The organism is Bradyrhizobium valentinum (genome assembly GCF_001440405.1).
GTDB classification, from domain to species: domain Bacteria; phylum Pseudomonadota; class Alphaproteobacteria; order Rhizobiales; family Xanthobacteraceae; genus Bradyrhizobium; species Bradyrhizobium valentinum.
The window spans coordinates 42,556-54,080 of the sequence record NZ_LLXX01000052.1; the positions used below are offsets into that span (position 1 = coordinate 42,556).

The 11,525-nt window shown below is 65.1% G+C and carries 10 protein-coding genes; 5 read left to right on the top strand and 5 right to left on the bottom strand.

All coding sequences use genetic code 11. The features are described from left to right. A partial coding sequence (locus tag CP49_RS09415) for a DNA mismatch repair MutL family protein (protein WP_476695621.1) occupies window positions 1-825 on the top strand: 825 nt, incomplete at its 5' end. A gap of 146 nt (window positions 826-971) precedes the next feature. On the opposite strand, the gene rsmD is transcribed toward CP49_RS09415, so the two are convergent. Beyond that, a complete protein-coding gene (gene rsmD, locus CP49_RS09420) occupies window positions 972-1,535 on the bottom strand; it encodes a 16S rRNA (guanine(966)-N(2))-methyltransferase RsmD (protein ID WP_057849991.1) in 564 nt (187 codons plus the stop codon). A 201-nt stretch (window positions 1,536-1,736) separates the two neighbouring features. After that, a complete protein-coding gene (locus CP49_RS09425) occupies window positions 1,737-3,893 on the bottom strand; it encodes a pseudouridine synthase (protein WP_057849992.1) in 2,157 nt (718 codons plus the stop codon). A gap of 162 nt (window positions 3,894-4,055) precedes the next feature. Here CP49_RS09425 and CP49_RS09430 point away from each other — a divergent pair, with 162 nt between their 5' ends. Continuing rightward, window positions 4,056-4,502: a nucleoside deaminase gene (locus CP49_RS09430; RefSeq protein WP_245310628.1), complete on the top strand. Its 447-nt coding sequence runs from the start codon at window positions 4,056-4,058 to the stop codon at window positions 4,500-4,502. Between the two features lie 112 nt (window positions 4,503-4,614). Here CP49_RS09430 and CP49_RS09435 read toward each other — a convergent pair whose 3' ends face one another. Then, a complete protein-coding gene (locus CP49_RS09435) occupies window positions 4,615-5,520 on the bottom strand; it encodes an alpha/beta fold hydrolase (RefSeq protein WP_057849994.1) in 906 nt (301 codons plus the stop codon). A 112-nt stretch (window positions 5,521-5,632) separates the two neighbouring features. Between CP49_RS09435 and CP49_RS09440 the strand changes: the two genes are divergently transcribed. Further along, window positions 5,633-6,865: an acyl-CoA dehydrogenase family protein gene (locus CP49_RS09440; protein WP_057849995.1), complete on the top strand. Its 1,233-nt coding sequence runs from the start codon at window positions 5,633-5,635 to the stop codon at window positions 6,863-6,865. A gap of 145 nt (window positions 6,866-7,010) precedes the next feature. Here the strand turns inward: CP49_RS09440 and purD are convergent, their stop codons facing one another. Then, complete coding sequence (purD, locus tag CP49_RS09445; RefSeq protein ID WP_057849996.1) at window positions 7,011-8,288, bottom strand: phosphoribosylamine--glycine ligase; 1,278 nt, start codon at window positions 8,286-8,288, stop codon at window positions 7,011-7,013. Between the two features lie 168 nt (window positions 8,289-8,456). On the opposite strand from purD, the gene xseA reads away from it, so the two are divergent. Next, entirely contained in the window at window positions 8,457-10,076 is a 1,620-nt protein-coding gene (gene xseA, locus CP49_RS09450) for an exodeoxyribonuclease VII large subunit (RefSeq protein ID WP_057849997.1), read from the top strand. A 122-nt stretch (window positions 10,077-10,198) separates the two neighbouring features. Here xseA and CP49_RS09455 read toward each other — a convergent pair whose 3' ends face one another. Next, window positions 10,199-11,032, bottom strand: coding sequence for a dienelactone hydrolase family protein (locus CP49_RS09455; protein WP_057849998.1), 834 nt, complete (start codon window positions 11,030-11,032; stop codon window positions 10,199-10,201). Between the two features lie 188 nt (window positions 11,033-11,220). Here CP49_RS09455 and CP49_RS09460 point away from each other — a divergent pair, with 188 nt between their 5' ends. Next, window positions 11,221-11,448, top strand: a complete 228-nt coding sequence (locus CP49_RS09460) for a DUF2093 domain-containing protein (protein WP_057850006.1) — start codon at window positions 11,221-11,223, stop codon at window positions 11,446-11,448. Window positions 11,449-11,525: the final 77 nt, after the last annotated feature.

Below are 11,525 nucleotides of genomic sequence, written 5' to 3' on the forward strand. Positions count from 1 at the left end.
CGCGAAGGCAGACGCACGGCCGCCAATACCGACAGCGCGGCGCTGTCGGCGTTCCGCCCGTCCTTTGCACCGCGCCCGACCAACTGGGACTGGCGCAGTTCGCCGGCCTATCCGGTTAGGCCCGCGTCCTCGTTCGAAGGCGCGGCGGCAATGGCGCTCGCCGAAGCGGGGCAAGCCGCCTTCGATGTCGGCGCGCCGACCGCCGACGTGCGCTTCGACGCGCAACCCTCCGCCGACCTGCTCGACCGGCCGCTGGGCGCCGCGCGGACGCAGATCCACGAGACCTATATCGTGTCGCAAACCCGCGACGGCCTGATCGTCGTGGACCAGCACGCCGCGCATGAGCGCATCGTCTATGAGAAGCTGAAGGCGTCGCTGGCGAAGAACGGCGTACAGCGGCAGATATTGCTGATCCCCGAGATCGTCGAACTTGACGAAGCCACTGTCGAAAAACTGCTCGCGCGCGCCGACGAGCTTGCCTCGTTTGGCCTCGCGATCGAATCCTTCGGCCCCGGTGCGGTGGCGGTGCGCGAGACGCCGTCGCTGCTTGGCAAAGCCAATGCTGCGGGATTGCTGCGCGATCTCGCCGAGCACATGGCCGAATGGGACGAGGCGCTGCCGCTGGAGCGCCGGCTGATGCATGTCGCCGCCACCATGGCCTGCCACGGCTCGGTCCGCGCCGGCCGCCGCCTCAAGCCGGAAGAGATGAACGCATTGCTCCGAGAAATGGAGGACACGCCGAACTCCGGCCAGTGCAACCACGGCCGGCCGACCTATGTGGAATTGAAGCTGTCGGATATCGAGAAGCTGTTCGGAAGGCGGTAACGCTACAACCCCCGTCGTCCCGGGCAAGCGAAGCGCGACCCGGGACCCATAACCACCGACGTTAGACTTCTGGCGCGATGGGGCCGCAGCTCGAACCATCGTCGGCAGCGGTGGTTATGGGTCCCCGCTTTCGCGGGGACGACAGATCAGGGTTGGGCTGCAGCCCGCAAAAACACGAACTCCGTGTCGTCGTACGTGCGCCGATCGAGCTCCTCAAAGCCCTCGGGCGCCGCAAGTGCCGCAGCCTTCGCCTCCTCCACGACCAGCAGCGCGCCGGGCGTCAGCCAGCGGCCATCGCGCAGCGAGACCAGCGCCTTCTCTGCGAGCCCCTTGCCGTAGGGCGGATCGAGAAAGACCAGCGAGAACGGCTCGACCGGATGGGCCGGGCCGAGATTGGTGGCATCGCGGCGATAGACCTTTGTCACCCCGCCAAGGCCAAGCGCCTCGACATTGTTGCGCAACAACGCGCGGGCTTCGGCGCCGTTGTCGACGAACAGCGTGAAAGCCGCACCGCGCGACACCGCCTCGATGCCGAGCGCGCCGGTGCCGGCGAACAGGTCGAGCACCCGCGCGTCTTGAATCGGATCGTCGTAGGCGTGAATCAGGATGTTGAACACGGACTCGCGCAAGCGGTCCGCCGTCGGGCGGATCGCCTGCGAGGAAGGCGAGGCCAGGTTGCGACCCTTCAGTCTTCCGCCGACGACGCGCATCAACGTGCGGCCCGGCTGTGCTCCCTTCCCCCTTGCGGGGAAGGGTTGGGGAAGGGGGTGCCACACGGGCAGACTTCCCGTGGGATACCCCTCTCCCTAGCCCTCCCCCGCAAGGGGGGAGGGAACGGAGAGAGCATCCGTGCGGAAGCAATAACGGAGTGAAGGCCCGACACCGCGAATTCCAACCCCATAGAGACCAACCTACTCATCCCGCGGCGTCAGGTCGCGCTTGCCGTGATAGCCACGCCGGGGGCGGCGCGGCGGGCCGTAGCCGTTGGCTTCTTCCTCGTTGCGCGCACGGGCTTCCTCGCTGCCGGTACGCTGCACCAGCACGCGGCGGCCCTTGCGGTCGGCGATCAGCGCGCTCTTGCCTGCCGGCTTGAACGGCTTCTTGCCACGCGGCGCGTCGTCCTCACTTTCGGATTTCTCGCCTGGCATCGGCCGGTTGAAATCGGCGCCGGCGAGCGCTGCGATCTTCTCGCCGAGCTGCTCGCGCAGCACCCGCGTCTTGACCTCCTCGACCTCGCCTTCCGCGAGTTCGCCAAGCTGGAACGGGCCGTAGGAGACGCGGATCAGCCGGTTCACCTCGAGGCCGAGATGCGCCATGACGTTGCGCACCTCCCGGTTCTTGCCTTCGCGGATCGCAAACACCAGCCACACATTGGCGCCCTGGTCGCGCTCAAGCGTCGCATCGATCGAGCCGTATTTGACACCATCGACCTCGACGCCCTTCTTCAGCTCATCGAGCTGCGCCTGCGTGATCTCGCCATGGGCACGGACACGGTAGCGCCGCAGCCAGCCGGTATCGGGCAGTTCGAGCGCGCGTGCGAGCCCGCCGTCGTTGGTGAGCAGCAGCAGGCCCTCGGTGTTGAAATCGAGCCGGCCGATCGAGATCAGCCGCGGCAATCCCTCCGGCAGATTGTCGAATACGGTCGGCCGCCCCTCGGGGTCGGCATGCGTCGTCATCAACCCGCGCGGTTTGTGATACATGAACAGCCGCGTGCGCTCGCGCGGCGGCAAGACCTTGCCATCGACGGCGATGGAGTCGTTGGCGGTGACGTCGAGCGCGGGTGAATTGATCACCCGGCCGTTGACGGTGACGCGGCCCTGCGTGATCCATTCCTCGGCATCGCGGCGCGAGGCCAGCCCCGCACGGGCCACGACCTTGGCGATGCGCTCGCCGGCTTTTTTCGGCTTCGGCTCGGCGCGCGGCGCGCGCTTGTCGAAATCGGGCGTGCGCTCACGATAGGCGCCGCGGCCACCGAAGGCGGGACGCTTTGCAAAAATCCTGCTGTCGTCTTCATTGTCGCGGCGCGGCCGGTCGCCTTCGCTGCGCGGATGCTCCTGCCAATCGGTGCGGCCTTCCGGTCTTTGTCGGGGACGGTCGAACTTCGGCCGGTCCTCACGCGAACGCGAAAAGCGAGGACGCTCTTCGCCGCCGCGATCGTCGCGCGACCGGTCAAAGCGTGGTTTATCGAAATTGCGCGCACCGTCACGGGCGGGACGGGAGTCACGCTCGCCGCGGTCCTCGCGCTTCTGCCACGGCTTTGAATCACCGCGATCGGCGCCAAAATTCTTGCGCGGACCGCGATCAGGCGCACCGCGCGAGAACTTCTTGTCGCCGCCAAACTTTCGCTCCGGACGATCGCCATCGCGGGACGGCCGGGCGCTAAAGGGCCGATCGCCGCGCGGACGGTCGCCGTCTTTGCGAAAACCTTCGCCGCGCGGCGTATAGGGCCGCTTCTCGCCACCACCTTCTCGCGGGGCATAAGGCTTCTTGTCGCCAAATTTCCGCTCGGAAAAACGTCCCGCCGGGCGAGCATCGTCGCGATCCCTAGGGTCGCCCTTGCGATCCCGGCGCGGGGCGCGGTCGTCGCGATTGAAATTCGGCCGATCACCGCGCGGCTTGAACGAGCGCTTCTCGCCGCCGCGGTCATCGCGCGGGCGAAAATCCTTACGCGCTCCACGGTCCGGACGATCACCGGTGTCGCTGTTGCGATCCCCGGAGTCGCGATTGCGATCCCGCGTAAACGGCCGATCGCTGCGCGGGCGCGGCGCATCGCCAAAATCCCGGCGCGGCGGACGATCGCCGTCGCGTTCGCGCTTACCGGCGTAGGGCTTGCCCGCACCCGCATAAGGCTTCTTGCCAAACGACTTCGCGCCGTCGGGCTTCCCGGCATAGGGACGCCGCTCCCCATCACCGTCGCCCTTGCCGGCAAACCCGCGCTTGGCGAATTTCTTCTCCGGCCCCCTCGCCGCCCCGGAGCGGCCCTTACCACCGCCGGCGCGGCCCTGGTTGCCGCCGGGACGGTCACGCCGGCCGCGGGAATCGTTGTTTTTGTCGCTATCGCGGGGCATGAATAGTCTCTCGAATATGGATGAATTGCCAATCAGGGTGCGGATGGGCTGTCATAGCGATAACGCGCGCGCACTTTGCTCAAGGCGCATTCTCACGCAACACCGGTATCCGCGTTTGCTGAAGGCGGTTCTCATAGCAGGTTTCTTTCGATGATACGAGGCATGACGGCCCCTTCTTTCATGGATTTAGCGCTGAAAACGGCCGAAAACGCCGGAAAAGCCGGCGAAGTTCCGATCGGGTGCGTAATCGTCAGGGATTACGAGGTAATCGCCACGGCCGGCAACCGGACGCTGACCGATCGCGACCCGACGGCGCATGCCGAAATACTGGCGATCCGGCAGGCCGCCGAGGCCATCGGGACCGAGCGGCTGGTCGATTGCGACCTCTATGTTACGCTGGAGCCCTGCACGATGTGCGCCGGCGCGATCTCGTTTGCCCGGATCCGACGGCTCTATTACGGCGCCGCCGATCCCAAGGGCGGCGCGGTGGATTCCGGCGTCCGGTTCTTTGCACAGCCGACCTGCCATCATGTGCCGGAGGTTTATTCGGCTGTGGGAGAGACCGAAGCGGCGACCCTGCTGAGGGAGTTTTTCAAGGTGAGGCGATAGGCCACCGCCGTCATTGCGAGCGAAGCGAAGCAATCCATCGCGCGGCATAACGGATAGATGGATTGCTTCGTCGCTCCGCTCCTCGCAATGACGTGGAAAGGTTCGCGTCAACTCAAGGCGCCAGGAAAAATTCCCTGAGCAGCTTCGCCGTCACTTCCGGGTTCTCCTCTGTCAGGAAATGCCCGGAATCCACCGGCGCCCCCTCCACCTTCGTCGCCCATTTCTTCCACGCATCGAGCGGCGTTGCCGCCACAGGCGCGACGCCGGCATCGCCCCACAGCGCCAGCATCGGGATGGTGATCTTCTTGCCGGCCTCGAAATCCGCCTTGTCGATCTCGTAGTCGGCATAGGCGCCGGCGCGGTAGTCTTCGCACATCGCGTGTACGCGGGCGGGATCGCGGAACGGCGCGAGATAATGCTCCAGCGCGCGCGGATCGATGGCGTCGAGCGTCTTCGATTTGGTCTGGCTCGCCATCTTATACCTGAGGAAAAATTCTCCGTTGCTAGCGACCAGCGTTTCCGGCAGCGGGTACGGCTGCGCCAGAAACGCCCAATGATAGATCTTCAGCGCCGAGAGGCGGTTCAATTTCTCCCAGTAATCATAGGTCGGCGCGATATCGAGCACGGCTAGCTTCGACAGCCGGCCCGGATGATCGAGCGCCAGCCGGTACGACACGCGTCCGCCGCGGTCGTGGCCGGCGAGCGCGAAATGGACATGGCCGAGCTGCTCCATCGCCTCCACCATCGCTCTCGCCATCGCGCGCTTGGTATAGGGCGTGTGGTTGTCGTCGCTGCGGGGCATGTCCGACCAGCCATAGCCCGGCAGGTCGGCGATGATCAGCGTGAAACTGTCTGCAAGCTGCGGCGCGACCGGGTGCCACATCACATGCGTCGAGGAGAACCCGTGCAGCAGCAACAACGGCGGACCCTTGCCGCCAACGCGGGCAAAGATGCGGCCCGACGAGGTGTTGATCCATTCGGAAGCGTATCCGGGAAACAGATCGGCAAGATCGGGCATGGGCGGGCGCTCCTTGCTGCTTCAAACTTTGTTTGCGTTGCCGCTGGCAGGCCGCAGGTTTAAGCCATCCCTCAAGCCCGACCAACAGGAACAAGACGCGAGGAAACCACCGATGTCGATCGATTTCGAAATCCCGGCCGAGGCCAAGGCAATCCGCAAGAAGGTCCGCCAATGGGTGCATGAGGAATGTATCCCCGCGGAGAAGGAACTCGACACCAAGCCGCTCGCCGAAGTGCTCGGCCCGCTGCGGGCCAAGGCCCGCGCGCGCGGCCTGTGGTGCCCGTGGGTGCCGAAGGAATATGGCGGCATGGGTCTCGGGCCGCTGGCCAATGCGCTGGTGCAGATGGAGCTCGGCGAAAGCATGCTGGGCGCGCTGTCGATGAACACGCAGGGGCCCGACGACGCCTCGATGATGACGATCCTCGCTCACGGCACGGAATATCAGAAGGAGAAGTTCCTTAAACCCCTGCTCAATGGCGACAAGCGGATCTGCTTCTCGATGACGGAAAAGGCCGCCGGTGCCGACGCCACGGGCATGCAGACCACGGCGGTCAAGGACGGCAACGAGAACTACATCCTGAACGGCGAAAAATGGTTCTCCTCCTGCGCCAGCGTTGCCGACATGGCGCTGGTGATGGCCAAGACCGATCCGAACGCGCCGCGGCACAAGCAATATTCCACTTTCATCGTCGAGCTGCCGAACCCCGGCTACAAGATCAAGCGCAATGTCGCGAACATGGCGATCGAGGGGCCGCATGACGATGTCATCCACGGCGGCCATTCCGAGATCGAGATCAGGGATCTGAAGGTGCCGGCCGACAATCTGCTCGGCGGCGAAGGCAACGGCTTTGCGATGGGCCAGCACCGTCTCGCCTACGGCCGCCTGCGCCATGGCATGCACAACGTTGCCAAGGCGCAACGCGCGCTCGACATGGCCGTTGCCCATGTCACCAAGCGCTCGACCTTCGGCACGCTATTGGCAGACCGGCAGGCCGTGCAGTTCATGCTCGCCGATTGCGCCAGCGAACTCTACATCGGCCGCCTGATGCTGCTGCACATCGCCTACAAGGCGGAAAAGGGCCTTGATATCCGGCAAGAGAACTCGATCGCAAAAATCTTCCATGCGCACATGGTGCACAAGGTGATCGACACCGCGATACAGCTCCACGGCGCGCTCGGCTTCAGCCAGGATACGCCGCTGGCGAAGTGGTACACCCAGGTCCGCTCGCAGCGGCTGGTCGACGGTCCGGACGAGGTGCACAAGTGGCGGATCGGCAAGAACGTCATCAAGGCGTTCCGTGAGCACGGCACCACGGCAAGTGCGGCAGGCGGGGATTTGCTGTAGCGACATCAAAGGTGTCATTGCCGGGAAAGGTGTCATTGCCGGGCTTGACCCGGCAATCCATCGTTCGGAGGACTCATGCGCAGAGCGATGGATGCCCGGGTCAAGCCCGGGCATGACGAGCGGAAAGCATGGCGCGCGTGAGCGCCTAGCCTCTCTCCTGTTCCACCGCCTGCCAGGCAATGTCGCGGCGGCAAAAACCGTCGGGCCAATCAATGCGATCGACAGCCTGATAGGCGCGCTCTCTCGCCTCGGTCACGGTCTTCCCCATCGCACACACGTTCAGCACACGCCCGCCATTGGCAATGATAGCGCCGTCCTTCGCCGCCGTGCCGGCATGGAAGATTTCGACGCCCTCGATTTTGGCGGCATCATCGAGGCCCTCGATGCACGTGCCCTTCTTGTAGTCGCCGGGATAACCCTTCGCCGCCATCACCACGGTCAGCGCAGGCTCCGGATACCAGCGCAGGTCGAAATGCTTCAGTTCACCATCGCAAGCCGCCAGAAACGCCGGCACGATGTCGGACATCATCCGCAACATCAGCACCTGGCATTCGGGATCGCCAAAGCGGACGTTGTATTCGAACAGTTTGGGGCCCTGCTCCGTCAGCATCACGCCGGCATAGAGTACGCCGCGAAACGGCGCCCCGCGCTGCTTCATGCCGGCGACGGTCGGCAGGATGATCCGCGCCATGATCTGATCGTGAATTTCAGCCGTCACGAACGGCGTCGGCGAATAGGCGCCCATGCCGCCGGTGTTCGGCCCTTCGTCGTGATCGAAAACGCGCTTGTGATCTTGCGCCGAGGCCAGCGGGATCGCGGTCTCGCCGTCGCACAGCGCGAAAAAGCTGATCTCGCGGCCCGCTAGGAATTCCTCGATCACGACTTCGGTGCCGGCCGAGCCGAACGCACCGTCGAACATCATGGCGATCGCAGCCTCGGCCTCGACCAGGGTCTTCGCCACGACGACGCCCTTGCCGGCCGCCAGCCCGTCAGCCTTGACCACGATCGGCGCGCCCTGCGCGCGCACATAAGCCAGCGCATCGTCAGCCGTCGTGAAGCGGCCATAAGCGCCGGTCGGAATGTTGAATTCGGTGCAGAGCGCCTTCGTAAACCCCTTGGAGCACTCGAGCTGCGCCGCCTGCTTGCCCGGTCCGAACGCCTTGATGCCGGCTTTGGCGAGATCGTCGACAATCCCTGCCGCCAGCGGCGTCTCCGGGCCGACCACGACGAGATCGACCGCGTTACTCTTGCAAAAATCGATCACCGCCGGATGATTCGCGATGTCCAGCGCGACGCATTCAGCTTCCCGCGCAATGCCGGCGTTGCCGGGCGCACACCACAGCTTGGTAAGCAGCGGGGATGCGGCAATCTTCCATGCGAGAGCGTGTTCGCGGCCGCCGGAACCGAGCAGGAGAATGTTCATGGGGAGTGCAGCCAAATGGAGGGTTGCCGGCTATTGCGCGACGGTTTAGCACGACAGGGGTGGGCCGCAACAACGTGTCTATTCCTGTGTGGATATGTGCCCCGACACCCCCGTCACGGCCTCAGCACCTTGCGGAAGCGCCGGAAAAGGCCGATTCTAAGCTCTGATATGCCTGCTGAGAACCTGATCAACGCGCCCGAATTCACTGTCTCGGAACTCTCCTCCGCCCTGAGGCGGACGGTGGAGGACGCCTATGGGCATGTCCGCGTCCGCGGGGAAATCTCCGGCTTTCGCGGGCCGCACTCCTCGGGCCACTGCTATTTTGCGCTGAAGGACGAGAGCGCCAAGATCGAGGCGGTGATCTGGAAATTCGCCCACGCCCGGATGCGGTTCAAGCCGCAGGAGGGCCTCGAGGTCATCGCCACCGGCAAGCTCACGACCTATCCTGGCTCGTCGAAATACCAGATCGTCATCGAAGCGCTCGAGCCCGCCGGGATCGGCGCGCTGATGGCGCTGATGGAGGAGCGCAAGCGCAAGCTCGCCGCCGAGGGCCTGTTCGACGAGGCGCGCAAGCAATTGCTGCCCTGGCTGCCGGAAGTGATCGGCGTCGTCACCTCGCCGACCGGGGCGGTGATCAGAGACATCCTGCATCGGCTGCAGGACCGCTTCCCCCGCCGCGTGCTGGTGTGGCCGGTCAAGGTGCAAGGCGAAGGCTCGGCCGAACAGGTGGCCGCCGCCATCCGCGGCTTCAACGCGCTGCCCGAGACCGGACGAATCCCGCGGCCGGATCTGTTGATCGTCGCCCGCGGCGGCGGCTCGCTGGAGGATCTGTGGTCGTTTAACGAGGAGATCGTGGTTCGCGCCGCCGCCGACAGCATGATCCCGCTGATCTCGGCCGTCGGCCATGAGACCGATATCACGCTGATCGATTTCGCCGCCGACAAGCGCGCGCCGACGCCGACGGCTGCCGCCGAAATGGCCGTCCCCGTCCGCAGCGAATTGTTCGTCGAGGTCGAAAGCCTGGCGCGGCGCACGATGGTGTGCTGGCAGCGCGGGCAGGAGAGCCGCCGCAATGAATTGCGCGCCGCCGCCCGCGCGCTGCCCGGTTTAAGCGAACTGCTGGCGATCCCGCGGCAGCGGCTGGACCATCTCGGGGCCGCCCTGCCCCGCGGCCTGAAGGCCAATACGCACGCCCATCACCGCCGCTTCTCGCATCTCAGCGCCGGCCTGACGCTGAAGGTTTTGCGCGGACAGGTCGCGCAGGCCAACCATCGTCTCACCGTGTCGGGCGAACGTATCCGGCTGTCCGCCCGCGCCCTGCTGCGCAACCGGCGCGAACGCTTTGCCGGGCTCGAGGTCAGGCTGAAGGCCTCAAAACTCTCCAACGCCCAGGCGCAGCGCAACGCTATCGCGCGCAACCGCGAGCGCACGCAGCGGCTGGCGGATCGCGCCCGCCGCGCGCTCGAGACCGCCATGCAGCGGCTCGATGCACGCGTCGCCCATAGCGGCCAGTTGTTATCGGCACTGTCCTACCGTGGTGTGCTCGCCCGCGGCTTTGCCCTGGTGCGCGACGAACAAGGCCACGCCGTCCACGCCGCCGCCGCGATCGGACCGAGTGCGCATCTGTCGATCGAATTTGCTGATGGCCGCGTCGGCGCCACGGCGGATGCGGATCGGCCGGCCGCGACAACCGCCCCCGCTGGCCCTGCCAAGCCAGTTCCGCGCGAGACCAAGCCCGTCGCGCCCAAGCGTGTGGCAAAGCCGGTTGATCAGGGAAGCCTGTTCTAGAGCCTTTTCGGTTCTGATTGCATCAGAACCGGGCTCTAGATTCTTGTTTTGACGCGTTTTCTTGACGCGAACCGGTGTCCACGCCGGATCAAGTCCGGGGCAGGCTTTCGCTTGAAAACGCTTTAGCGCGCCAGCCACTCCATGACGCGCTGCTGCGAGTCCTTGCGCGCGTCCGCATCGGTGCCGATATGACCGCGTTCGGGCAACGCGGCGTCGGTCCCTGCGATCGCCAGCAGCGGAAGGTTGGCACGGTCGAAATCGTGAGATGCGCCGGGATAGATCACGATCCGCGCCAATGCGCTGCGGCCACGGGCGCCATCCACCATCTGGCGGCAGGCCTGCGGCGAACTGATATCGTCCTTCGCACCGATCAACAGCAGCGTCGGCACGCGCGCGCTCCAGCCGAGGCCGGACGAGATCCGGCAGTCCGGATAGAATGCGATGGCCGAGCGGAAATCCGGTTCAACTCTGCGCGACGATAGTTGCGGACGCACGGCCCACAGTACGGCGCTGGCGCCGTTCGCCCATCCCATCAGGCTGATCCGGTCACGCGCGGCCCAGGGTTGCTGCAGCAGCCATTTCCGCGATGCGTTGACATCGGCCACCCGCTCGCGGCGGGCGAGCACACGGTGCTCCTTGACGCGGCATTGCGGGCCGAGTTCGCGCGAACCGTAACTGTCCGGCAACAGCACCGCATGGCCGGTCTTCAATAGCTGTTCCGCCCAGTCGCGGTAGCGCGGCTGCACCGGCTCCGACTGTCCACCCAATCCGCCGCAGCCATGCAGCGCGATCACGGTGGGAAACGGGCCGTCGCCATCAGGCTTGTAGAGCTGCGCGTGCAGGGTCAGACCGGTCGCCGGGATATCGACTTGGCGCGGGGCCGGCAACGGCGCGGCACCGGCCGTGCAGGTCGCAGCAAGGAGCGTCAGGAATAGCGTTGCTGACAACAGGCGCATCGGTCTCTGTCGGATCGGTATGACGCTGCGGGCACGATAAAATTCACGCTATCATGCAGGACGGCACAAAATCATCACAAGTCGGTGGGTTTCCGGGGCGGACAGTACGACCTATTTATGATAGGTCGAATTTTGGAAAATACACTTAGGGCCAGCCCTCGCGGCCGGCCCATTGGGAGAGTTTGACGGTGCTCAATAAATTCGGCCCCTCGGGCCATGGCGAAGCGCAGGTGCAATATCTGGATGGCGATTTCCGCGTGATCTCGCCCGGAACCTATGTGCGCTGCGCCATCACCGACGTGCGGATCCCGCTTGACGAATTGAAATACTGGAGCGTCGATCTGCAGGAGGCCTATTCGGTTCCGACCGCCGTGCTGCAGCGGCACTTTCCCGGCGCGCTGAAGTCACAGGGTTAGGTTAAGATCGCTTCTTGTAGCCCGGATTGCGCTTCGCTCCATCCGGGCTTGTATGGGGATATGGTTGTCAAGGGGAA

What these genes read in the sequence shown, in the direction of transcription:
- rsmD (WP_057849991.1), bottom strand. Translation starts at nt 1,535, where the DNA reads ATGCGCGTCGTCGGCGGAAGACTGAAGGGTCGCAACCTGGCCTCGCCT.
- CP49_RS09425 (WP_057849992.1), bottom strand. Translation starts at nt 3,893, where the DNA reads ATGCCCCGCGATAGCGACAAAAACAACGATTCCCGCGGCCGGCGTGAC.
- CP49_RS09430 (WP_245310628.1), top strand. Translation starts at nt 4,056, where the DNA reads ATGACGGCCCCTTCTTTCATGGATTTAGCGCTGAAAACGGCCGAAAAC.
- CP49_RS09435 (WP_057849994.1), bottom strand. Translation starts at nt 5,520, where the DNA reads ATGCCCGATCTTGCCGATCTGTTTCCCGGATACGCTTCCGAATGGATC.
- CP49_RS09440 (WP_057849995.1), top strand. Translation starts at nt 5,633, where the DNA reads ATGTCGATCGATTTCGAAATCCCGGCCGAGGCCAAGGCAATCCGCAAG.
- purD (WP_057849996.1), bottom strand. Translation starts at nt 8,288, where the DNA reads ATGAACATTCTCCTGCTCGGTTCCGGCGGCCGCGAACACGCTCTCGCA.
- xseA (WP_057849997.1), top strand. Translation starts at nt 8,457, where the DNA reads ATGCCTGCTGAGAACCTGATCAACGCGCCCGAATTCACTGTCTCGGAA.
- CP49_RS09455 (WP_057849998.1), bottom strand. Translation starts at nt 11,032, where the DNA reads ATGCGCCTGTTGTCAGCAACGCTATTCCTGACGCTCCTTGCTGCGACC.